Genomic DNA, 25,104 nt, shown 5'->3' on the forward strand with positions numbered 1-25,104 from the left:
AGAATAACTTATACCAACTCAAGTGTTTTTGACCTTAAGTTTTTAGCGGCCGTTACTAAATTTTTTAGTGCATCTCTAGTTTCTGGCCAATCTCTAGTTTTAAGCCCGCAATCTGGGTTAACCCAAATATGCTCTTTGGGTAAAACATTTTTAGCTTTTATAAGTAAGTTTTCAATTTCTTCTAGTGATGGAACGCGAGGTGAATGTATATCGTAAACACCCGGTCCAATTTCATTAGGGTATTTAAAATCAACAAAAACGTCTAATAATTCCATTTCAGATCGCGAGGTTTCAATGGTTATTACGTCGGCATCCATATCAGAAATACTTGCAATAATATCGTTAAATTCGGAATAGCACATGTGGGTATGGATTTGTGTTTGGTTTTGCACACCACTTGCCGAAATTCTAAATGCTTTCACAGCCCAATTTAAGTAGTTTTTCCATTCTTCTTCTCGTAATGGTAGACCTTCACGAATGGCAGGTTCATCTATTTGTATAATTTTTAAACCTGCTTTTTCAAGATCGGTTACTTCATCTCTAATAGCCAAAGCAATTTGATTGCAAGTAATCTCTCTTGGTTGATCGTTTCGAACAAAAGACCATTGTAAAATAGTAACAGGACCAGTAAGCATACCTTTTACAGGAATATCAGTTAAAGATTGTGCGTATTCAGACCATTTTACTGTCATTGGGTGTTCGCGAGATACATCGCCAAATAAAATAGGTGGTTTTACACAGCGGCTACCGTAACTTTGTACCCAACCGTAGTTACTAAAGGCAAATCCCTGAAGTTGTTCACCAAAATACTCCACCATATCATTACGTTCAAATTCGCCATGTACTAAAACATCTAGACCTATTTCTTCTTGAAAACGTATTGAATCTTCAATTTCCTTTGCTATTAAGTCGTCATATTCTTGCTGTGATAACGTCCCTTTTTTAAATTTTAAACGCCAGCTTCGAACTTCCTTGGTTTGGGGGAACGATCCAATAGTTGTAGTTGGGAATAACGGAAGGTGTAATGCTTGCTTCTGTAAACCTTGACGTGTAGAAAAAATGCTTTCTCTATGACTATCGGATAATTTTAAATTAGAAATTCGTGTTTTTACCGAATCGTTATGAATTAGTTTTGAACTTTTTTTGGTCAAATTAGCCAATTTATTCTCTTCAAACAAATGCAGATAGCCATCATTCTCATCTTTTAATAAATGCTTAAGTGATACAATTTCCTCAATTTTTTGTTTGGCAAAAGCTAACCATTGCTTTATTTCTGGCTCTAGTATGGTTTCTAAATTTAAATCGTACGGAGTATGGAGTAGGGAGCAAGACGAAGCAATCCATAAATTTTCAGGATTTAAACTTTTGCTCGCTTTTTCAATGGTTTTAATAGTGGCTTCAAAATCGTTTTTCCAAATATTTCTTCCGTCTACAACACCTAAAGATAGTTTTGTTTTTGGATTAAAATATTTAGATTCTAAAATATCATTTAATTGCGACGGACATCTTACCAAGTCTAAGTGGAGCGTATCTAAAGGTAGTTGCAAAGCAACATTTAAGTTTTCTCCATAGCAATCAAAATAATTTGCTAAAAACACTTTTAATGTTGGAAATTTCTTTGAGATATGCTTGTATGTTTTTATAATGCCATGTTGTTCTTTTTTAGAGAGGTTTAAGGCTAGGCAAGGTTCATCAAACTGAATATATTCAACTCCTAAATCGATTAATTCTTTTATTACTTCAAAATAAACGGGTAATAATTTATCTAATAAATCTAACCTATGAAACCCTGATTCTTTTTCTTTCCCTTGAAGTAAAAATGTTACTGGACCAATTAAAACAGGTTTAGTTTTTATCCCTAAGTCTAAAGCTTCTTTGTATTCTTCTATAATTTTTTTTGAGAAGAAATTAAAGGTTTGTTCTTTTTCGAACTCAGGAACAATATAGTGGTAGTTGGTATCAAACCATTTCGTCATTTCCATGGCTGTAACATCAATATTTTCTTTTTGAAGCCCGCGAGCCATAGCGAAATACAGTTCTAAATAGTTGTTTTTATCAATAACTTTATAACGTTTTGGTATACAACCGAAAGTTAAGCAAGTATCTAGAACTTGATCGTAAAAAGAAAAATCGTTCGACGGAATTACGTCAATACCTAGCTCTTGTTGTTGAAGCCAGTTTTGTTTCTTTAAATCGTAGGCTGTTTTTAGTAATGCGCTTTCGTTAATTTTACCTGACCAAAAAGACTCGCATGCTTTTTTCAATTCACGATGGCGTCCAATTCTTGGGTGTCCTAAAAGGGTAGTTTTCATATGTAATATTAGATTTTATTGCTGTTCAAAATTAGTATTACAGTGCTTAAGTAAGAAATTATAGCTGTTTTTAAGAGGATTTACCTATTTTTGGGATATAAATTAGAATATTATTTTTTAAATCTGATTAAATATGAGTTTCCCAGAAAATAATTCTGCTTTACCGCTAGACGATATAGATTTGCGATTGTTAAGAATGTTGCAAGCTAATTCTAATTTAACAACAAAAGAGTTAGCGGCTAAAGTAAACCTATCTACTACGCCAGTTTTTGAGCGTATTAAAAAATTAGAAAAAGCAGGCTATATTAAAAACTATGTTGCTGTTTTGGATGCCGAAAAACTGCAAAAGGGCTTAACCGTGTTTTGTAATATTACTTTAAGAGAGCACACGCGGACTATAGGAAATCAATTCGTAAAGGATATCGTGTCTCTTGAAGAAGTTGTAGAGTGTTATAACATCTCGGGAGATTATGATTTTTTGCTCAAAATTTTGGTAAAAGACATGAAGGAGTATCAGAATTTTGTACTAAACCATTTAGGAAGCGTAAAAAACATAGGGAGTGCACAAAGTACTTTTGTAATGGGAGAAATTAAAAACGCATATGCTGTGCCTATCTAATTCGGGTTTTTCTAAGTTTTAATTTTTTATAGGCTAGTTATGCTTTATTTTTCTTCAGCTTCTTTTATTGTGTTGTTTGCCCATTCTGTAGCATCATTTATATCTGTAAATGTTTTCAAAGGTTTCTTTGAAAATATTTGTTCAATTTGAGAATTAATACGTGCTATTTTTTTTGATGAAACGATGGCAAAACCTATTAAGTTTTCAATTTTTGAGGCTTGAATATAGATTATGGGGTCTACGGCATACGAGTTAACCCGATATGAAATGTAAATAAATTTTTTATTCTTAAAATGGTTTTTTACTATTTTAAATAAGTCTGCATTCGACAAGTCGGTTACTGTTTCTCCTTCATTAACGATAGCAACAATGTAGTTTTCGTAAACTTGCATGACTCCAACAGATGTTTTAACGAGGTGTTTCATGTATACAATATATTACTTTTTTTATATAAAAAAAAAGCCCGAAAAGTTAATTTCGAGCTTTTTGATGTTATGAAAATAAATGTTTTAAGACTCTGTAGATTTTTCAGCTTTTATAATTGAAATACTCAATTCTTCTGTTTTTGAGTCTAAATCAATTTTTATTTGATCGCCTTCTTGTAAATGCGATGCTACAATTTCTTCAGCTAAAGCATCTTCAACATATTTTTGAATAGCTCTTTTTAAAGGCCTTGCTCCATATTGTTTATCGAAACCTTTATCGGCAATATAGTCTTTTGCGGTTTCCGTAATGGTTAGGTTATAACCTAATAGCTTAATACGGACTAAAAGTTTTTCTAATTCAATATCGATAATTTTGTTAATGTCTCCTTTTTCTAGAGCGTTAAAGACAACAACATCATCAATTCTATTTAAAAATTCTGGTGCGAAAGATTTTTTCAAAGCATTTTCAATAACGCTTTTTGCATTAGCATCTTCTTGCGCTTTTTGCGATGCTGTTCCAAAACCAATACCAGTTCCAAAATCTTTTAATTTACGAGCCCCAATATTAGAAGTCATTATGATAATAGTATTTCTAAAATCAATTTTTCGACCTAAAGAATCGGTTAAATAACCATCATCTAAAACTTGAAGTAGCATATTAAATACATCTGGGTGCGCTTTTTCAATTTCATCTAATAGAATAACCGCGTAAGGTTTACGACGTACTTTTTCTGTAAGTTGTCCACCTTCTTCGTAACCAACGTATCCCGGAGGTGCTCCAACTAATCTAGAAATCGCGAATTTTTCCATGTATTCACTCATATCAATTCTAATTAAAGACTCTTCAGAATCGAATAACTCTCTAGATAATACTTTAGCTAACTGTGTTTTACCTACACCAGTTTGCCCTAAAAATATAAATGACCCAATTGGCTTATTCGGATCTTTAAGTCCAGCACGGTTTCTTTGAATAGCCTTAACTACCTTAGCAACAGCATTATCTTGGCCAATTACTTTTCCTTTTATAAGGTCAGGTAATTCTGCTAATTTATTAATTTCTGTTTGCGCAATACGGTTTACAGGCACACCAGTCATCATAGAAACTACATCGGCAACATTATCTTCTGTTACAATTTCACGATGTTGCTTGGTATCTTCTTCCCATTTTTCTTGAGCAACAGCAAGTTCTTTTTCAAGACGTTTTTCATCATCTCTTAATTTTGCAGCTTCCTCGTATTTCTGTTTTTTAACAACAGTATTCTTTGTTTCCTTAACTTCTTCTAGTTTCTTTTCTAATTCTAGAATTTGTTTTGGAACTTCAATATTGGTAATGTGTACGCGAGAACCGGCTTCGTCTAAAGCATCGATAGCTTTGTCTGGTAAAAAGCGCTCTGTCATGTACCTGTTTGTTAATTTTACACACGCAGCAATTGCCTCTGGTGTATAATCAACATTGTGGTGCTCTTCGTATTTACCTTTTATATTGTTAAGTATTTCGATAGTTTGTTCTACCGTTGTAGGTTCAACAATTACCTTTTGAAAACGACGCTCTAATGCTCCGTCTTTTTCTATATATTGTCTGTATTCATCTAAGGTTGTGGCACCAATACATTGTATTTCTCCTCTTGCTAAAGCGGGTTTAAACATGTTGGAGGCATCTAAACTTCCTGTTGCTCCACCAGCTCCAACAATGGTATGAATTTCATCTATAAATAAAATAACATCATCGTTTTTTTCAAGCTCGTTCATAACGGCTTTCATACGCTCTTCAAACTGTCCACGGTATTTTGTGCCTGCTACTAAGCTGGCCAAATCTAGAGTTACTACACGTTTGTTGAATAGAATTCGTGATACTTTACGTTTTACAATTCTAAGCGCTAAACCTTCGGCAATCGCAGATTTACCAACACCTGGTTCTCCAATTAAGAGCGGATTGTTTTTCTTTCGTCTACTTAAAACTTGAGAAACACGTTGTATTTCTTCTTCACGACCAACTACAGGATCTAATTTTCCTTCTTCGGCCATTGCAGTTAAGTCTCGTCCAAAGTTATCTAAAACAGGTGTTTTAGACTTTTTGTTGGTTTTAGCACCTGTTGGTGCATTAAAAATATTCTCTTTAGAAGAATCGTCTTCTATGTTAGAATCGTCATCTGGAAATTCAGATTTTGGCTCTATATAACTATCATCGTTTGTAATCATAATTTTAAATTGTTCTTTAACATTGTCGTAGTAAACCTTTAATTTGTTTAAAAGCTTTGTAGTTGGGTCGTTTTCATTTCTTAAAATACAAAGCAATAAATGCGCTGTATTTATTGAAGTGCTTTGAAATAATTTAGCCTCTAAAAACGTGGTTTTTAGCGCGCGTTCTGCTTGCCTTGTAAGATGTAGGTTTTTCTTTTGGTTAGAACCTACTGCTATATTGGGGTTTGCAGGACTTAATATTTCTACTTTACGCCTTAAATGATTTAAGTCAATATCTAAAGCGTTTAAAATTGTTATTGCCTTGCCGTTGCCGTCACGCAAAAGACCAAGCATAAGGTGTTCGGTTCCGATAAAATCGTGACCTAATCGTAATGCCTCTTCTTTACTGTAAGCAATAACATCTTTTACTCTTGGGGAAAAATTATCATCCATATTCGTGTCCTTTCTGCATTAAAAATACTAAAACATTTTACCAACGACAAAAACTATACCTTTTTTTGTGTGTAAAATGCTAATTGACGAAAAAAAGGATATAAATCCAAAATTTTAGAATACATACTTATTAACTAAAAACAGTTCTGAAATTGTTAATAAAAAACATGAAAAAATGATTTTAAACCCTTAGTATAACTGTTGGAATTGTTATATTAGCATGTTTTGAAAATTACATAAAACTTAATTAAAATATATATGGCAGAAGGAGAAAAACTTATTCCAATTAATATTGAAGATGAGATGAAATCGGCTTACATTGATTATTCAATGTCAGTTATCGTGTCACGTGCTTTACCAGATGTAAGAGATGGTTTAAAACCCGTTCACAGACGTGTACTTTATGGTATGCATGAGCTGGGTATTAGAGCAAATACAGCACATAAAAAATCGGCAAGAATAGTTGGGGAAGTTTTAGGAAAGTATCACCCACACGGCGATACTTCTGTTTACGATGCAATGGTACGTATGGCTCAAGAATGGAGTTTACGTTATATGCTTGTAGACGGACAAGGGAATTTTGGTTCAATTGATGGTGATAGTCCTGCAGCAATGCGTTATACAGAAGCACGTATGCGTAAAATTGCTGAAGACATGTTGGCAGATATTGATAAGGAAACTGTAGATCATAAGTTGAATTTTGATGATACGTTACAAGAACCAACAGTTTTACCAACTCGTATTCCTGGGCTTTTAGTTAATGGAGCATCGGGTATTGCGGTAGGTATGGCAACTAATATGCCACCACACAATTTAACTGAAGTTGTAAACGGAACAATTGCTTATATCGAAAATAACGATATTGAAATTGATGAGCTTATACAACACATTAAAGCACCAGATTTTCCAACAGGAGGTACCATTTATGGTTACGATGGTGTAAAGGAAGCTTTCCATACAGGTCGTGGGCGTATTGTTATGCGTGCTAAAACTAATATTGAAGAGGTAAATGGTCGTGAATGTATCATTGTTGACGAAATTCCTTACCAAGTCAATAAGGCAGATATGATCAAGAAAACTGCCGATTTAGTAAACGATAAAAAATTAGAAGGTATTTCTCTTATTCGAGATGAATCTGATAGAAATGGTATGCGTATTGTTTACGTATTAAAGCGTGATGCTATTCCAAATATCGTTTTAAATAAACTTTTTAAATATACAGCATTACAGTCCTCATTTAGTGTTAATAACATTGCATTAGTAAATGGGCGTCCGCAAATGTTAAACTTAAAAGAGTTAATTCATTATTTCGTTGAGCACAGGCATGAAGTGGTTGTTAGACGTACTACTTATGAGTTACGTAAAGCAGAAGAACGTGCACACATATTAGAAGGGTTAATTATTGCATCAGATAATATAGATGAAGTAATTAAAATTATACGTGCCTCTAATAATGCTGATGAAGCGAGAAGCAACTTAATTGAACGTTTTGAGCTTTCAGAAATACAAGCTAAGGCTATTGTTGAGATGCGTTTGCGTCAGTTAACAGGTTTAGAGCAAGATAAATTGCGTGCTGAATATGATGACATTATGAAAACCATTATCGACCTTAAAGATATCTTAGCCCGTAAAGAGCGCAGAATGGATATTATTAAGGAAGAATTAGTAGTTGTTCGTGATAAATATGGTGATGAGCGTCGTTCTGTAATAGAGTATGCTGGTGGCGATTTAAGTATTGAAGATATGATTCCTAACGAGAGCGTAGTGATTACTATTTCTCATGCAGGTTATATTAAGCGTACATCCTTAACAGAATACAAGACGCAGCATAGAGGAGGTGTAGGACAAAAAGCATCTACGACAAGAAACGAAGATTTCTTAGAGCACTTATTCGTGGGGACAAACCATCAATATATGCTGTTCTTTACTCAAAAAGGAAAATGTTTCTGGATGCGTGTTTACGAAATCCCAGAAGGATCTAAAACATCTAAAGGTAGAGCAATTCAAAACCTTGTAAATATTGAACAGGATGATAAAGTTATGGCTTTCATCTGTACTCAAGATTTAAAAGATGAAGAGTATATTAATAGTCATTATGTAATTATGGCTACTAAAAAAGGGCAGGTTAAAAAGACATCTTTAGAGCAATATTCTCGTCCAAGAACAAACGGAATTAATGCTATTACTATAAAGGACGATGATGTTTTATTAGAAGCTAAACTTACAACTGGTGAAAGCCAAGTAATGTTAGCATTAAAATCTGGTAAAGCTATTCGTTTCGAAGAAGCCAAAACACGCCCAATGGGTCGTGGCGCATCTGGAGTTCGTGGTATTCGTTTACAAGATGAAGAAACAGATGAAGTTATCGGAATGATTGCTGTTGATGATATGGAAAGCAACGTGCTTGTAGTATCTGAAAATGGTTATGGAAAACGTTCTAGTTTAGAAGATTATAGAATTACTAACCGTGGTGGAAAAGGTGTTAAAACCATTTCTATTACAGAGAAAACAGGTAATCTAGTGTCTATTAAAAACGTAACGGATGACGATGATTTAATGATTATCAATAAATCGGGCGTAGCAATTAGAATGGCTGTTGCCGATTTAAGAGTTATGGGGCGTGCAACTCAAGGAGTAAAATTAATTAACCTTAAAGGTAAAGACTCTATTGCTGCAGTTGCTAAAGTAATGCATGAAGATGAAGAGGTTGTTCTTGAAGGCGAAGATGGTGAGGTAACTATAGAAGGCGCTGAAGGTGTTGAAAACACTGAGGGTTCAGAAGATGGCACAACTCTTGATAATAATTTAGACGATAATAACACTGAAATTTAAACTTAATATTATTTAAAATGAAAAAACAATTAATCATAGCTTTAGCCATTTCAATGGGTGCATTTTCATTTGCACAAAAGAAAGAATTGAAGGCAGTAGAAAAAGCTATTAAATCGAGCGATTTTGCAGCAGCAAAAGTAGCAGCAACAACGGCCGAAGGTCTTTTAGGTGCGATGGATGAAAAATCTAAAGCAAAATATTACTACCTACTAGGGCAAGCACTTTATGCAGACGGAAAAGGATCTGATAATGATATTGCAACGGCTTTAGAAAGTTTTACTAAAGCAGAAAGTGCGTACAAATCGGAAGTAACGGCTTTAAAGCAAACTATTACGAACAAGTTTTTAACTAAAGGTAATGCTGCTTACGAAAAGCAAGATTATTCTAATGCTTCCAAGTATTTCGAAAAATCTTATAGAGTAAAAGAAAAAGATACGGTTTATCTTTATTATGCAGCTGCAACAGCGGTTAACGTAAAAGAGTACGACAGAGCTTTGGGATTGTATGAAGAACTTAAGGATTTAGGTTATACAGGTATTCAGACGCAATATTTTGCGACTAACAAAGAAAGTGGTGAAGAAGAAATTCTTGACAAAGCTACTCGTGATTTGTACGTAAAAGCAAAAAGCCATATTAAACCAGGTGAGCGTGTAACAGAATCTAAAAAACCAGAAATTGTTAAAAACGTAGCATTAATTTATGTTAGTGAAGGTAACAATGAAAAGGCTATTGAGGCAATGAAAGAAGCTAGGGATGAAAATCCAGAAGATGTTAACTTAATTCTTTCCGAGGCTAATATTCATTTCAAAATGGGTAATACTGAAGAGTTTCAAGCACTTTTAAAGAAAGCTACAGAGTTAGAGCCAGAGAATGCTGAGTTACAATATAACTTAGGTGTAATTGCATCGCAATCTAATCATCCAGTAGAAGCAAAAGCTTATTATGAAAAAGCGATTGAATTAGATCCTGAATATGTTAATGCTTACATTAATATCTCTGCTCTTGTATTAGAAAGAGAACAACCACTTATTGAAGAAATGAATGGTTTAGGAAGTTCTAAAAAAGACGATTTACGTTATGATGAGTTAAGAGAAGAGCGTCAAAACTTATATAAAGAAGCAGTACCATTTTTAGCAAAAGCATTAGAAATAGATACTGAAAACTTAAGTGCCGCTAAAACCTTAATGAACATCTATAATATCTTAGGTGAATCTGATAAGTCTAAAGTTTTAAAAGCTAAAGTTGAAGCTTTAGAAGGAGGACAATAATTAAAGTCTCTTTTACAACATAAAAAAAGGTCGCAATTTGCGACCTTTTTTTATGCTTTATATTTAATAAAAAATTAAATAATTTTCTTTATCACGCGTAGTTTGTGAGTATGTGTGTTTCTATCCACATTATAAATACCGGAATGGTCTAGGCGGTCAATTCTTATTTTGCCATGTGCATGTATAATGTAGTTGTCTTCCATGATTAATCCAACATGCGTTATTGTACCTTCGCTATTATCAAAAAAGGCTAAATCTCCAGGTTCGCTTTCTTCTATAAAACTTAAAGCTTCACCTTGCGTTGCTTGTTGTGATGCATCACGAAGTAACTTGTATCCGTTTAGTTTGTATACCATTTGAGTAAAGCCAGAGCAGTCTATACCAAAAGGTGTTTTTCCTCCCCAAAGGTAAGGTGCATTTAAATATGTAAATGCCGTTTTAATTATGTTTGATTTAGGTCGTATGCCTGATATTATACCGCCGTCATAATCATGGTTTAAAAAAGATAATCCGTTTAAGCTAGATCCAAAAACAATAGGGTAGAGTTGTTCGTTTTTATCTTCTATGAACTCAACCAAATCGGCAGAAAGCTTTAAAGGCTCATTATTTAAATTTGTGTACTGTTCTTCAGTTAACTCAACATATTGCTTATTGTCTACCCAACCTTCGTAGGTGTCAAAGGCAATTCTAATTTTACTCCAATTTTTACGTTGCTCTAAAACTTTAAACAAATCACCATAAATAACTTGCGAAATTAATTCGCTAGCATCCGATGGTTCTAGTCTTAAAGGTACAATGCTTAAATTACAAATTCCGTATTGCATTAATCAATTATCGTTGTTTAATAATTTAAATAAAGCGCTGTTTTATTTAAATTAATATATCAATATTAGCATAAGCCAATATATGTATTGTTTTAAGTGCGTTCAATAACTACAGCCGATGCGCCACCGCCGCCATTACAAATTGCAGCAGCACCTATTTTTCCGTTATTTTGTTCAAGCACATTTAGTAATGTAATTAGTATTCTAACTCCCGAACAGCCTAACGGATGCCCCAAAGAAACAGCTCCGCCATTTACATTTACGTTACTGTCATTGAGACCCAAAATTTTCATATTTGCCAAACCAACAACCGAAAAAGCTTCATTAAACTCAAAGAAATCTACATCTTCAATTTTAATACCTGCTTTGTTAAGAGCCTTTGGAAGCGCTTTTGCAGGTGCAGTTGTAAACCATTCTGGTTCGTGAGCCGCATCTGCATAACTTTTTATAGTAGCTAGAACTTTTAAGCCAAGTTCATTTGCTTTGTCTTTACTCATTAAAATCATAGCTCCAGCACCATCATTTATAGTCGAAGCATTGGCTGCTGTAACCGTACCATCTTTACTAAAAGCTGGTCTAAGTTGTGGAATTTTATCCATTTTCACGTTAGTGAACTCTTCATCTTTAGAAAAAATAAGTGGTTCACCTCGTCGTTGTGGTATTTGTACTGGTACTACTTCGTTATCAAACTTACCAGATCCCCAAGCTGCCGCAGAGCGTTGGTAAGATTGTATGGCATAAGCATCTTGGTCTTCACGAGAAAACTCATATTTACTAGCGCAAGCATCTGCACAAACGCCCATAGCATCTTCGCTATACGGATCTACTAAACCATCTTTTTGTAAGCCATCAATTAAAGATGTTGGACCAAATTTAGTCCCTGTTCTTGCCTGCAAATAATGTGGAATTAAGCTCATGTTTTCCATACCGCCTGCAACTATAATATTTGCATCGCCAAGAGCAATACTTTGCGCCGCTTGCATTACGGCTTTCATGCCCGAAGCACAAACTTTGTTCACTGTTGTGCACGGCACTTTATTTGGAATGCCAGCGTAAATGGCTGCTTGTCTTGCCGGAGCTTGTCCTGTGCCTGCTTGTACCACGTTCCCCATTAAAACTTCATCAATTAATTCAGGGTTTAAATTAATTTTATCTAAAGCGCCTTTAATTGCAATAGCTCCCAATTTAGGAGCAGTAATGGTTGATAAACTTCCTAAAAAACTACCTATTGGTGTTCGTGCTGCAGAAACTATAACGACTTCTTTGTTCATAACGATCTACTTTGGTTTAGCTTTTGAATTTATATTATACAATTTAAAATCTTGAGAAAAGGAATAAATTCATTGCGAAAATAACGATTTTTTTAATAATATACCGAGATGTGTTCATTATAAAAGGTGGTTAAAGCCTAATATTTTATTACATTTGAAAATGAAATCATTAACTAAATTTTAATCTGTATTTAGTTAAACAAATAGCCTGTGAAAGACTTTTTAAATAAATTATATCGAAACCACTCTTTAATATATAAGGTACTCTTATTTATTATTACTACGTTTTTAATTGTTTATTTGTTTCCGAAAAGTGGGAAATTTAAATATAGTTTTGAAAAGGGAAAGCCTTGGCAGTCAGAGAATTTGTATGCGCCATTTGATTTTGCCATAAAAAAATCTGACAGTGAGATTAACAAGGAAAAAGAAGATATTATTAACAATGGAACGTTATATTTTACAATTGATGGCAGTATAGAAAATAAAGTGAAAACCGCTTTTAAGGAAGAGTTTACCACTAATTTTTCTGATACTATTTCCTTAACAACATCTAGTGAATTATACAAAACGGGAATTGATATTATTTCTCAACTTTATGCTTTTGGAGTTTTAAATGAAAGCTATAGTTTTTCGGAAGAGAAAAAAATAGTGATTTTAGATGAGCGTGTTAAAAAACAAGAAGGAATATATTACGACTTAATTAAGCTTGATAAAGTAACTTCTGTAATTGAAAAAGTTTTAAAAAAGCATAAATTATCGTCGAACAAAACAGAATTTGTATCTCTCTTTTACGATTTAGTAGAGCCTAATTTAACTTTTGATAAATCTTTTACAGATAAGGCTTTACAAGAGGAACTTGATAAAATAGTTTATGCAAGAGGTAGTATTGAAAAGCAGACTTTAATAGTTTCTAAGGGAGAAGTTGTTCAGGGGGATAAATATCAAATATTAAAGTCTTTACAATCTGAATACGAATCTCAGGTTTGGAGCAAATCTAGTTATATCTGGATTTTGTTTGCTTACACGCTTTTAGTAGCGTTGGCTTTGCTTATGCTTTTGTTATTTTTAAGAAAATATAGATTGAGTGTATTTGAAAATAACACGAAAGTCACGTTTATATTTTTTAATATTTTTTTGTTAATTTTTCTAACCACTTTAGTGGTAAATTACAATTCTAAGTTTATTTATGTAGTGCCTATCTGTATTTTGCCGTTGGTTTTTAAAGCGTTTTTCGATGCACGATTAGGGTTGTTTTCTCATGTTATTACGGTATTACTGTTAGGTTTTGTTGTGCCTAATAGTTACGAGTATATGTTCTTGCAAATTATTGCTGGTATTGTAACCATTTTAACGGTAAAAGAACTTTATAAACGAGCTAACTTATTTATTTCGGTTGGACAAATTACACTTATTTACTTCATAGCTTATTTTGCGTTTTTTGTAATACATGAAGGTACCGTGGAAACTTTAGAGTGGAAAACTTTTGGTTATTTTGTATTGTGTGGCTTAGCGACATTATTTGTACAACCTTTAATTTATGTTTATGAAAAGGTTTTTGGCTTAGTTTCCGATGTGTCATTGTTAGAGCTTTCGGATACTAATTCTAAGCTTTTAAAAGAATTATCGAATAAAGCGCCTGGTACATTTCACCACTCTCTAAACGTTGCTAATTTGGCAGAATCTTCAGCAAATGAAATTGGAGCAAATGCCATGTTGGTTAGGGTAGGAGCTTTGTATCATGATATTGGTAAAATGAAGAGCCCGACATATTTCACCGAAAATCAATCTACAGGAATTAACCCACACGACGAGCTGTCTTCTAAAGAAAGTGCTAGAATAATTACCGACCATGTTATTGATGGAATAGAAATAGCTAAGAAAAATAATTTACCAGACCGTGTTATCGATTTTATTAGAACGCATCATGGTACTAGTGTAGTTTATTACTTCTATATGCAGGAAAAAAAGAATCATGATGTTGTAGATAAATTGGATTTTAGCTATCCTGGACCAAAGCCTTTTAGTAAAGAAACTGCAATTTTAATGATGTGCGATAGTATTGAAGCTGCATCTAAGAGTTTAAAGGAACCAACCTCGACCAAAATAGACGCTTTTGTAGAAAATATAATCAATAAACAAATAGATGAGGGACAATTTTTAAATGCGAACATCACTTTCAAAGAAATTGAATCGATTAAAAAAGTGCTAAAACACAAGCTAGCAAACATTTACCATTTAAGAATTGAATACCCTGAATAATTTTCAAAAAAAAAACTAAAAAATGTTTGTTAGATTTAAGATGAAAACCTAAATTTGCACCCGCATTACAATATTAGTGCGATGTTCTTAGAACAATTATTGGAGAGGTGCCTGAGTGGCCGAAAGGAGCGGTTTGCTAAATCGTCGTTGGTGGAAACACTGACCCAGGGTTCGAATCCCTGTCTCTCCGCAAAATATTTCGCTTGAAATATAGATAACCAATTCGGGGTGTAGCGTAGCCCGGTTATCGCGCCGCGTTTGGGACGCGGAGGTCGCAGGTTCGAATCCTGCCACCCCGACTAACCTATTATAGGAGCTGTTAAAACACTGTTAATCTTTGATTGGCGGTGTTTTTTTTGTTTGACATTTATTCATTGTAAATTATTACTATTTTTTTTACTAAAATTAATAACGTTTTAATTAAGGTATTTTAGTTATTGTTGTTTTTCTCATTTCGATTTAGTAATACTTGATGTATTTAATAGAACCTGAATAGAATTATGTTAAAGATATTTAAATAGATAGTTGTTTAGATATAAAATATAATAAGAACTTATTCGAAAGCATATATTAAGGAAGCGAGCATTTGGTTTCAACTTAGAGATATATATGTGCTATTTTTTGTAAGAGAAGAGTAGGGGTTTTAGTATTAGGCTTATTCTATCTCTAAATGAATTCGAAGGTTGTTTTTCTTGGTTGCCCTGTAGGATATTTACTTCTGTGTTATTTGTTTTTATTATAAATTACTGGTAAACATCGTTAAAATGCTTTTATGTCGGTTAAAAAGTTTATTTTAGCAAAATATTAACATAGCGTTTTTTAATATAGAATCAACTTTTGTTTCTTATTTAATTAATGGCATAACAAAAATAGTCCCAAATGAAATTAAAAAAGAGCATTTTATCAATGCTTTTTACTAGTCTATATGTAGAATAGTAAAAGAATATGATGTATTACTAGCTCAATTATTAAAAAAAGCTGACTCTCGTGTTTCAAGTTCTGTTTAATCAAGAAGCATAGCTAAATGTAATAAAATAAATAAAGTCTATTATCATTAAGGCGCTGCGAGGCGACTACAAAAACTAATTTTTTCTATTAAAATAAGCCCACTATATCTATTAAGGATTAGTAAAATTAATATCACACTACTTTCTGCTTAAAGTTAATTGCCCTCGTTTTGCAGTTTTGGAAGTGTATTGTAATAAATTTGCAGTATGATATAAATCATATTGTAGTATTTTAAAAAAGTATAATTTGTTATAAATATTAATTTAAGTAAAATTGAAACCTACAAATGATTAACAATAAGTTCCTACAAAATATCATCTTTTTAGCTAAGGGGCTACTTTTTGCTTTCATTTTTCTCTGTTGTAGTACTTCAAGTTTTGCACAAAAAATTTCTGTACCCGAAAATATTCAAGCTGCACTATTAACTAAGGTTTTAAAATACAATCCTCAAATTCCTCAAAACACAAAAGTTAAAATTTTAGTTGTCTTTAATGATAATTCTATACTAGATAAAGATGAATTTATCAAAGGTTTAGGTAGTTCTATGATTGTTAAAGCAATTACCCCAAAAGAATTAGAAAAAAATATTGCTGGATGCCACGTTGTGTACTTCATGGAAGGCATACACGGTTTTTCTAATATATGTAAAGTTAATAATGTTTTATCAGTTACTGGTACAACTCGTTTTGTCGAGCAAGGCGAAATATCCCTCGGATTTGGAATTGAAAATAGTAAACCCAAGATATTAGTGAATTTAACATCATTAGATATGGAAGGTCAATCATTCTCATCAGATATATTGAGGATAGGAAAAATTTTTAAATGAAACAATTATGAATTTTAAGGAGAAAATACTTTTATTCATTATGATCATAACATCTCTGTTATGCTTTAAAACTTTTGCGCAAGTAGATAAAGTTTATAATGAAATGACTCTTGAAGAGTTGTTAGATATTGATGTTGTTGTAACGGCCTCTAAACACCCCGAAGATTTATTTGAAACACCTTTGTCTACAACTATTATTAGCAAAGAGGAAATAAGTAATTCAGGAGTTACAAATATTCCAGAGGCATTGCGCTTGTCTCAGGGATTAATAGTGAGAGAAATAACACCTGGAAATTACGACATACATATACGAGGATATGATGATATAACAAAAAATGTTTATTTAACATTATCGTATAATACAACAATATTGGTTATGATTGATAACCGAATAGTATACAGTTATTTTAGTGGAGGAACATTTTGGGAAACCTTACCTGTTGATTTGAATGATGTTGAAAGAATTGAAGTTGTTCGAGGTCCAGCATCCGCATTATACGGGCCTAATGCTGTTACAGGTGTTATTAACATCATTACATCTCATGCAGATAAAAAAGGTAAAAACATAACTGTCAATACACAATTAGGTACTAATAAAGCTAAAAATGCTAGTTTAAATATAGGTTATAATTGGGATGATAAAACAAAGCTTTCATTTTCGGGTAATTTTTCAGAACGCTATCGTTTTGATACAGATTATTTCGACTTTATAAGAAAAGGTTATGTTGGTGTAGATAGTTTAACCATGTTTGTATCCCCTGTGAAAGATATTAACGGGAATGAGCCATGGAATTTTACTGAGTATCAAAAAGAGCTTGGAGCCTATTATAATGAAGATCTTAGTTTAAGACGGGCAGGAGCAAATATATTCTTTACACATCATTACACCGAGAATTCAAACATTGATATTGCCGTGGGCGCTCAAAAATCTCAAAGCCAGAGAACAGGGTTTGTAAATCTAGCGACGCCATTGTCTCAAACGGAATCACAAAGTTATTATTTAAACGCAAAAATACAGCACAACAACTTATACGGACAATTAAATATTAACTCAGGAAAGGATGAAAACAACTATAAGTTCAATTCTTACAAGTTTACTAATGTTGAAGGGAATCTAGAGTATTTTAAAGAGTTTAAATCGTTTAGTATTAGGCCGGGAGTAAATTATAAATTTTTATCATATAACAGCCCGTTTACTTACGATGAACCATTAAGTTTCAATAATTTAAATTATGAATTTAAAGACGAACCTAGAGAAACTTTTTCTTATTCCGCTTTCATATTAACAGAATGGAAACCAATAGCGAAACTTAGAATGATAGGAGCTGTTCGAGTAGATAAGTTTGGGTTTAATAAAAATTATTTTACCAATTTCGAAATAGCATCTACTTATAGGTTAAATAAAAACAATTTAGTTCGTGGCTCTTTTTCTAGAGCTAGTAAGTCCCCGTTCTTTTTTGATACCTATCTAAACAGTGATTTAACTGTGAAATATGACAGTAGCGCTGCTAGTGTAAATGTACCTGTAGATTTTACTGTTAGTGGCCAAAAAGATTTAAAATACCCAACTATTACAAGTTTTGAAGTAGGCTGGAGAACTAAATTGAATAAAAATTTAACTTTAGATTTCGAGGCGTTCTATTCTAAAGTAGATAATTTTGTAAATCCAAATGCGTATTACGATTATGTAACAACCCAAGAAATAGATGAATTTGGTGAACCTGGAGAAATATTATCTCTTCATGCTGATGGTTCAGTAATATTTGAAAATTACGATTTAAACGCTAATCAATTCGGTTTAGGGTTTACTTTAAATTACGATTTTAGCAATAATTTTTCAGCAAAGGCATTTGGTACCTATCAAAAAACTAATATTTCTGGCAGGAAAGATATAGAGATTGAATTAACAGATATTGTGTTAGAGCCTAATGCTACTAACGATATTTTAACTACTACATTAAGTAATAGAACAAATCCTACACAATGGAGTGAAGAAGCAACACCTTCTTTTTTCGGAGGCTTTTCATTGAATTATAAACCTAATGATAAGTGGAGTTTTAATACAGATGCTTACATTTATTCTAATCATGAGTTTGCGAACTATAATTACTATCAAATATCTAGCGTAGAGAATATTGATGACGCTAAAGTCCAGATGGACATTAGAACTAACATGATTTTGAATGTCAAAACTATCTATCAATTAAATAAAAACATATCGGCTAATATTACCGCTAAAAATATATTAGGTAAGCACCGCGAGTATGGCTTTGCAGACAATATTGGATCTATTGTATTAATAGGTCTACAATGGAAATACTAAAAATTTAACTCTCACTTAATTATGAAAAACAATTATTATTTAACTGCTATTTTTGCTTTAATTATATCTTTAACATCTTGTAGCTCTAGTGATTCTGAAACGAAAAGCGACATAATGAGTTCTAAAACATGGGTAATAGAAAGTAAGATGCTTTCACCTACTATCAATTATGGAACTATAGAGATTACAGATATTATGGTGCTTGAACCAGAGGAAACTAGAAACTATTCTTTTGAATTCAAATCTGATGGAACATTCGTTCAGCGAGATGCAGCAGGAGCCAGTGTATTTGAAAGCACATGGTCTTTAAACTCCGATAACACACTGTTGTCTTTTGGAGAACCAATTGTTTACAACTATCCTGTTGTTGGTGAAATGGGGTTTTCAACTATTGATATTATATCTATATCATCATCTAAAGTAGTAGGAACGGTAGAATCGGTTTTTGGCGGTGAAAATTATGAGCTTACAATAACATTTATCTAATTTTTTTTTAATTCATCTTCAAAAATCATTTAATTTATATTAATAATGATCTTTAAAAACCTTTCTATTAAAGTTAAAATGATGCTGATTATTCAGTTAGTATCCTTGTCCTCTTTATTATTGGGTTTTACTTATGTTATTTTTAGTAATATAACAGATTTTAAAGAGGATATGAAAAACAACGCCGTAATTAACGCCACGCTAGTTGGAGATTATTGCGCTGTGCCTTTGGTATTTGATGTTTCAGAAAGTGCAACAGAGACGTTAGGGAAATTACAAAATATCCCATCTTTAGAAGTGGGTATAGTTTATAATGATAAAAATGAAGTTTTTGCTGAATACTATAAAAACGGGAATAAAATTTCTATTTCTAGTACCGTTAAAAAAGGGTCTTGGAATAAATTTGAAAACAATTATTTAAGTGTATCTAAACCTATCTTTAGTGATGATGAATTTGCAGGAACCATTTATTTAAGGGTTTCTACAGAAGAACTAACCATGAAAATTAACGATTATTTGGTTAAAATGGCTATATTATTAGTATCACTACTTCTCGTTAATTATATACTTGCTACATGGTTGCAAAAAGTACTTTCGGAACCTATATTGAACTTAACCAAGGCTACTAAAGAAATCTCTGAAGTTGGAAACTATAAATTAAGGGTTAATAAGCAAGGTAATGATGAAATTGGAGTTTTAGTTGATGAGTACAATAAAATGTTATCTCAAATCTATGTAAGAGAAGAGGCTTTAAAGCAGAGAACGCATGAGTTAACAGAAACCTTAGGCGATTTAAAGCAAACCCAAGAAAAGCTTATTAATTCAGAAAAACTGGCGGCGCTGGGGCAGTTAATCGCAGGTGTTGCACACGAAATTAATACACCACTTGGTGCTATTCGGTCATCTATTGGTAATATTAATAAAACCATGTGTTTTGTGTTGAATGAATATCCATTATTTATTAATGAATTACCCAAAGATAAAAAAGCAAAATTTTTAGAATTAGTTGAAGATTCTTTTAAAAAAAACAAGCATATGCTTACTTCAAAAGAAGAGCGTACACTTAAAAAAAAGATATCTAAATTACTTGAAAATCATGATATTGCAAACGCCTATTCATTTGCAGATACTTTTGTAGACATGATGGTTGTGGAAAATGTAGAAAACTATCTCGATTTATTACAACATGAAGATGCTGAAAAAATTATAGAAACAGCTTATAAAATTACGGGCTTACAAAGAAGTACAGAAAATATTGAGTTTGCCGCCGATAGAGCTTCAAAAGTTGTTTTCGCACTTAAGAATTCATCAAGAGTTAATAACTACGAAGAGCAAGTTTTAGCAGATGTTACTGAGGGTATTGAAAGTGTTTTAATTTTGTACAATAACCAAATTAAGCAAGGGATAGAAGTAGAAAAGGTATATAAGAAGATACCAAAAATTCTTTGCTATTATGATGAGTTGAACCAAGTATGGACTAATATTTTGCACAATGCGATTTATGCAATGGATCTAAGTGGTAGATTAACAATTAAAACAGATGTAGATAAAGACTGGGTAGTGGTATCAATTACCGATAGTGGTAGAGGGATTCCTAGAGATGAAATTGATAAAATATTCGATCCCTTCTTTAGTACTAAACCAACAGGAGAAGGTACAGGAATTGGGCTAGATATCTCAAAACGAATTATAGAAAAGCATAACGGAAAAATTGAAGTAGAAAGCGAACCAGGTAAAACAACGTTTAGTGTTTATTTACCTATAATTGGTAGCAACAATATAGAACCTATAAAACCTCAACAATAATACTATGAAGAAAAATGTAATATTATGTGTCGATGATGAAAAAATTATACTAGATAGTATTAAAGCACAATTAAAAGAGAATTACGGAAACTCATTTTTATATGAAACTGCAGAAAGTGCGGCAGAAGCTTTAGATATTATTGACGACTTAAACATAAATTTAAGCACCAAATTAATAATAATTAGCGACTGGTTAATGCCTTCCATAAAAGGAGATGAGTTTTTAATTAAAGTGCATAGTATGTACCCTAATTCATTAAAAATAATGTTAACAGGCCATGCAGATGCTATGTCGATTAAAAAAACAGAAAGTGAAGCAGATTTATATAAGTGTATTAAAAAACCATGGGTTCGGTCCGAGTTATTTTCTTGTATTGATTCGGGTATGCAATTAATTTAAATGATGACGAATGAAAATGGATGTGATATTTTGTGTCGATGATGAGAAAATCGTTTTAAATAGCTTAAAAACGGAACTAAAAAATGCGTTTGGCAATAAATATATTATAGAAACAGCAGAGTCTGGTAATGAAGCTTTAGAGGCTATCGACAACTTAATAAGTTTAAACTATAAAATACAAGTGGTTATTGCAGATTATGCAATGCCTGTTATGAAGGGAGATGAGTTCTTGATGAATCTTCATAGTAAATCGCCCGAAACCTTAAATATATTGTTAACAGGACAGGCCACTATTGAAGGGGTTACAAACTCAATAAATTACGCAGGTTTGTATCGATATATTTCTAAACCATGGCATACTAATGATCTTGTTTTAACAGTTAAGCAGGCCTTAAAAAGCTATCAGCAAGAAAATCAGCTTAAAATTCAAAATGACGAATTATTAGAGTTAAGCACTTCGCTAGAACAAAAAGTTCAATTACGTACGCATGAACTAAATAATAAAAATAATTTACTTTTAGAAAAACAAGAAAAAATTATTCTTCAAAATGAAGAGCTAGAAACTTATAGAAATCACTTAGAAAACCTTGTAAAAGAGCGTACCTTAGAATTAACAGTAGCTAAGGATAAAGCCGAAGAAAGTGACCGATTAAAGTCTGAATTTTTAGCAACGATGTCTCACGAGTTGCGTACACCTCTTAATTCTATTATAGGGCTTTCTGGTTTAATCGATAGGGACACATCAGCAGATGAAGTTTTGGAATACATCGAAATAATTAATAATAGTGGTGAACAGTTGCTTAAATTGATTGATGATCTTTTTAATGTATCGCTTATTGAATCTGGCAAAACAAAAGTGTTTATAAAGGATGTTAATTTGAATCTCTTTCTAAATGAAATTCATAAAGACATGAAAATTTATTTAGAAAGGTTGGGCAAATCACATTTAGATTTCAATTTGGGAATACCTGAAATATATAGCGGTTTAACTATCTATACCGATAAGCTCAAATTAACAAACATTTTGGTTAATTTATTGAGAAATGCAATTAAGTTTTCTGAAAGCGGTGCTATTAACTACGGATTTAGAATATGCGAAAAGCAAGAACAGAAACATATTGTATTTTTTGTTTCGGATACGGGTATAGGTATTGAGAAAAAACATCAAGATTTAATTTTTGAAAGTTTTACTCAAGTTAATGGTTCTTTAAACCGGCCTTATGAGGGTGCAGGAGTGGGGCTTACTATTGCAAAAAAGTTAGTTAATCTTTTAGAAGGAAATATGTGGTTAGATTCTACTTTAGGAGAAGGGAGTTCATTCTTTTTTTCAATTCCACTTATGGATGTGAACAGTGAGGTTATACCAAATAACTGTAATAATATTAAAAAAGTCCAATAAATATTTTCTTGTTTTTAATTCAAACCTGTTGGTTAACTTAAAAAAATGGGAGATAATAAATATTTTTTTAATTTTTACCTTATCAGAAAAAAAAGCATTTAAGTCTTTTTATAAAATAAAAAATACTGAATTTCAATGTGTTACTAATTCGTTTGTATTTGTCGTTAAATCTGGAATATTTATTTGATTTTAAATTCTATTATTTATTTAAAATTAAAAGTAAATTTTGTTGTTTAGAACTCTAACAAGTTATATATTTGCACCCGATAAAGTAAAACCCTTTACTTTTAAGTTCTTAAATTTAAGGTTATCTTTTAATTATAACCAATTTAAAATATATTGTATAACATAGAAAATATCTATTGATACAATGTTTTCGTAGAAACATAAAAACTACGGGCTCTTAGCTCAGCTGGATAGAGCACCTCCCTTCTAAGGAGGCGGTCGAAGGTTCGAATCCTTCAGGGCTCACTTAAAGCTTCACTATTTATAGTGGAGCTTTTTTGTTTTATACATGTTTTCAGAATTTCTCAAGAACCTTCAAAACATCTTTTTTGTAACTTCTACTAATGGTTAAAGATGTTTTATCAATGGTTACTTCTTCGTTGGTAAAAGATGTGATAAAATTAAGAGAAATAATGAACGACCGATGTATTCTTAAAAAGGCATCATTAGGTAATTTAGCCTCAATAGCGCTAATAGTTTCTCTAGTTACAATAGTTTCGTTTTTCAAATTAATTTTTATATAATCACTGTAACTTTCAATATATAAAATTGAGGAAAAATCTATCTTTATCATACGTCTGTCTGCCCTTACAAACATGAAGTCGTGCTTTTCTAAAATTGGTGTTTTATCGTTATTAATGTTGGTGTAAGTTTTGAAATAAGCAGTTACGGCTTGTAATAACCTATCAAAGGAAATAGGTTTTAGCAAGTAATCTACAGCTTGCAGCTCAAAACCTTCTACAGCATAATCACGATAGGCTGTTGTGAAAATAATTTTGATGTCTTTGTTGATCGATTTGGCAAACGAAATTCCTGATATTTCAGGCATATTTATATCCAAAAACACTAAGTCGATCTTGTGGGTATTTAAATAATTAAAAGCCTCAATAGCATTAGTGCAACTGGCAACAATTTTAATGTTGTTAATTTTTGAAACATGATTAGCTATAACATCTCTAGCTATACTTTCATCGTCAACAATAATACATGAAATGTTATTGGTTTTTTCCATGTTTAGTTTAATTCGAGGTTTAAATTCACTTTGAATAAATCCTGATTTTGTTCAATTTTTAATTCATATTGATTTAAATATAGTAAATCTAATCGTTTTTTTATGTTTTCTAACCCTATACCATTTTTAGACGCGTTGGTGTTAGATGATGTATTTACAACCAATAAGCTTATTTTATTTTGATCGCAATGTAAATCAATATCAATCGTTAATTTGCCGTTTTTTATAATGCCATGTTTAAAGCTGTTTTCTATAAACGGAAGTAATAACATGGGGGCTATTTTTGATGTTTCGGAAATGTTATTAATCGAAAAATTAATACTTAAAGTATTATTAAACCGCATTTTCTCTAAATCAATATAGTCTTGAATATGATGTATTTCTTCTGTTAACGAAACAAAAGGTTTGTCGGTTTGATAAAGTAAGTAATCTAAAAGGTTTGATAGTTTTAAAATCATATCAGGAGTTTCATCAGCTTTTTTTAGCGCAAAACCATATAGAGTGTTTAGGGTGTTGAACAAAAAGTGCGGATGAATTTGCATTTTTAAGTAGTTTAATTCCTGTTCTTTAAACTTGAGCTGGGTTTCTAAAATTTTTGTTTCTAGCTTCTTTGTTTCATCACTATGTTTTACATTTAGTTTTAATAATTTAAAAGCGCTTACAATTATGGCTACTAAATACACTGCCGTACCAACTAACAATAAGCTTTTGCTAATGGGCGCCATATTTTTAAATTGAAAATGGGACAAATAAATAAGCCCGTAAAAAACGGAAACCACAATTAAATATGCCGAAATTATAAAGGTGTACAAACTGTATAATCCAAATAGAACATATCTTTTTTTTACAAAATAATCTGGAATAAGCTTGTATATAGAAACATAAGTGGTAGCTATGGTTATTGGCATTAAAAACAAAGAAAACGATAATACGTAATTAAAATCGGCGCTATTAAAACCAAAAAAATAAGTATAAAACAAGAGTACACCGCACCAAAAAATAGCGTGTAGCAAGGCTTGCCCTGTTTTATTTAATATCGTTTTTGTTAACATACTTTTATTGTAGCTTTACAATAATACTATATTTTTGATTTTTAAAGGTGTTTTATAGATAGATAACTGATTCTGTTAGGGATTTAACCTAAAGTTATAACAAGTGCTAAATTGGCCATCTAT

General features: G+C 32.0%; 17 protein-coding genes and 3 tRNA genes. 13 read left to right on the forward strand and 7 right to left on the reverse strand.

The genetic code is table 11. The annotated features are described in order from the left end of the window. Nucleotides 1-8: 8 nt before the first annotated feature. Nucleotides 9-2,312: a 5-methyltetrahydropteroyltriglutamate--homocysteine S-methyltransferase gene (gene metE, locus ACJJV4_RS19045; protein ID WP_405296985.1), complete on the reverse strand. Its 2,304-nt coding sequence runs from the start codon at nucleotides 2,310-2,312 to the stop codon at nucleotides 9-11. 133 nt (nucleotides 2,313-2,445) lie between these two features. Here metE and ACJJV4_RS19050 point away from each other — a divergent pair, with 133 nt between their 5' ends. After that, a complete protein-coding gene (locus tag ACJJV4_RS19050; RefSeq protein ID WP_405296986.1) occupies nucleotides 2,446-2,931 on the forward strand; it encodes an Lrp/AsnC family transcriptional regulator in 486 nt (161 codons plus the stop codon). A gap of 44 nt (nucleotides 2,932-2,975) precedes the next feature. On the opposite strand, the gene ACJJV4_RS19055 is transcribed toward ACJJV4_RS19050, so the two are convergent. Next, nucleotides 2,976-3,356, reverse strand: a complete 381-nt coding sequence (locus ACJJV4_RS19055; protein ID WP_405296987.1) for a hypothetical protein — start codon at nucleotides 3,354-3,356, stop codon at nucleotides 2,976-2,978. An 84-nt stretch (nucleotides 3,357-3,440) separates the two neighbouring features. Next, on the reverse strand, nucleotides 3,441-5,990 hold the full coding sequence (locus tag ACJJV4_RS19060) for an ATP-dependent Clp protease ATP-binding subunit (protein WP_405296988.1): 2,550 nt from the start codon (nucleotides 5,988-5,990) through the stop codon (nucleotides 3,441-3,443). A 258-nt stretch (nucleotides 5,991-6,248) separates the two neighbouring features. Between ACJJV4_RS19060 and gyrA the strand changes: the two genes are divergently transcribed. Both gyrA and ACJJV4_RS19070 read left to right on the forward strand, forming a co-directional pair. Then, the gene (gene gyrA / locus ACJJV4_RS19065) at nucleotides 6,249-8,822 is read left to right on the forward strand and encodes a DNA gyrase subunit A (protein WP_405296989.1); all 2,574 of its coding nucleotides are present in this window, start codon (nucleotides 6,249-6,251) and stop codon (nucleotides 8,820-8,822) included. Nucleotides 8,823-8,839: 17 nt separating this feature from the next. Next, nucleotides 8,840-10,090: a tetratricopeptide repeat protein gene (locus ACJJV4_RS19070; RefSeq protein WP_405296990.1), complete on the forward strand. Its 1,251-nt coding sequence runs from the start codon at nucleotides 8,840-8,842 to the stop codon at nucleotides 10,088-10,090. A 74-nt stretch (nucleotides 10,091-10,164) separates the two neighbouring features. Here ACJJV4_RS19070 and ACJJV4_RS19075 read toward each other — a convergent pair whose 3' ends face one another. Together ACJJV4_RS19075 and ACJJV4_RS19080 are read right to left on the reverse strand one after the other, a co-directional pair. Further along, the gene (locus ACJJV4_RS19075; RefSeq protein ID WP_405296991.1) at nucleotides 10,165-10,914 is read right to left on the reverse strand and encodes an NlpC/P60 family protein; all 750 of its coding nucleotides are present in this window, start codon (nucleotides 10,912-10,914) and stop codon (nucleotides 10,165-10,167) included. Between the two features lie 92 nt (nucleotides 10,915-11,006). Continuing rightward, entirely contained in the window at nucleotides 11,007-12,185 is a 1,179-nt protein-coding gene (locus ACJJV4_RS19080; RefSeq protein WP_405296992.1) for an acetyl-CoA C-acyltransferase, read from the reverse strand. 210 nt (nucleotides 12,186-12,395) lie between these two features. On the opposite strand from ACJJV4_RS19080, the gene ACJJV4_RS19085 reads away from it, so the two are divergent. The 10 genes from ACJJV4_RS19085 (at nucleotide 12,396) to ACJJV4_RS19130 (ending at nucleotide 23,163) form a co-directional block, all read left to right on the forward strand. Beyond that, nucleotides 12,396-14,444 (forward strand): HD family phosphohydrolase, encoded by a 2,049-nt coding sequence (locus tag ACJJV4_RS19085; RefSeq protein ID WP_405296993.1) that lies wholly within the window; start codon nucleotides 12,396-12,398, stop codon nucleotides 14,442-14,444. 101 nt (nucleotides 14,445-14,545) lie between these two features. Next, nucleotides 14,546-14,634, forward strand: a tRNA-Ser gene (locus ACJJV4_RS19090). A gap of 34 nt (nucleotides 14,635-14,668) precedes the next feature. Next, nucleotides 14,669-14,743 (forward strand) — tRNA-Pro (locus tag ACJJV4_RS19095). A 995-nt stretch (nucleotides 14,744-15,738) separates the two neighbouring features. After that, nucleotides 15,739-16,278, forward strand: coding sequence for a YfiR/HmsC family protein (locus ACJJV4_RS19100; RefSeq protein ID WP_405296994.1), 540 nt, complete (start codon nucleotides 15,739-15,741; stop codon nucleotides 16,276-16,278). Nucleotides 16,279-16,285: 7 nt separating this feature from the next. Next, a complete protein-coding gene (locus ACJJV4_RS19105) occupies nucleotides 16,286-18,601 on the forward strand; it encodes a TonB-dependent receptor plug domain-containing protein (RefSeq protein WP_405296995.1) in 2,316 nt (771 codons plus the stop codon). Between the two features lie 21 nt (nucleotides 18,602-18,622). Further along, nucleotides 18,623-19,087: a hypothetical protein gene (locus ACJJV4_RS19110; protein WP_405296996.1), complete on the forward strand. Its 465-nt coding sequence runs from the start codon at nucleotides 18,623-18,625 to the stop codon at nucleotides 19,085-19,087. A gap of 78 nt (nucleotides 19,088-19,165) precedes the next feature. Beyond that, the gene (locus ACJJV4_RS19115) at nucleotides 19,166-20,893 is read left to right on the forward strand and encodes an ATP-binding protein (protein ID WP_405296997.1); all 1,728 of its coding nucleotides are present in this window, start codon (nucleotides 19,166-19,168) and stop codon (nucleotides 20,891-20,893) included. Between the two features lie 4 nt (nucleotides 20,894-20,897). Next, entirely contained in the window at nucleotides 20,898-21,293 is a 396-nt protein-coding gene (locus tag ACJJV4_RS19120) for a response regulator (protein WP_405296998.1), read from the forward strand. A gap of 16 nt (nucleotides 21,294-21,309) precedes the next feature. Beyond that, nucleotides 21,310-22,692 carry an ATP-binding protein gene (locus ACJJV4_RS19125; RefSeq protein WP_405296999.1) on the forward strand — a complete coding sequence of 461 codons (1,383 nt, stop codon included), beginning with the start codon at nucleotides 21,310-21,312 and terminating at the stop codon, nucleotides 22,690-22,692. Nucleotides 22,693-23,089: 397 nt separating this feature from the next. After that, nucleotides 23,090-23,163: transfer RNA gene (locus tag ACJJV4_RS19130), tRNA-Arg, on the forward strand. 49 nt (nucleotides 23,164-23,212) lie between these two features. Here ACJJV4_RS19130 and ACJJV4_RS19135 read toward each other — a convergent pair. Both ACJJV4_RS19135 and ACJJV4_RS19140 read right to left on the reverse strand, forming a co-directional pair. After that, nucleotides 23,213-23,929, reverse strand: a complete 717-nt coding sequence (locus tag ACJJV4_RS19135) for a LytR/AlgR family response regulator transcription factor (protein ID WP_405297000.1) — start codon at nucleotides 23,927-23,929, stop codon at nucleotides 23,213-23,215. Nucleotides 23,930-23,931: 2 nt separating this feature from the next. Continuing rightward, on the reverse strand, nucleotides 23,932-24,981 hold the full coding sequence (locus ACJJV4_RS19140) for a sensor histidine kinase (RefSeq protein ID WP_405297001.1): 1,050 nt from the start codon (nucleotides 24,979-24,981) through the stop codon (nucleotides 23,932-23,934). Nucleotides 24,982-25,104: the final 123 nt, after the last annotated feature.

Origin of the sequence: Algibacter sp. Ld11 (assembly GCF_045066735.1) — a bacterium.
Classification (GTDB): domain Bacteria; phylum Bacteroidota; class Bacteroidia; order Flavobacteriales; family Flavobacteriaceae; genus Algibacter.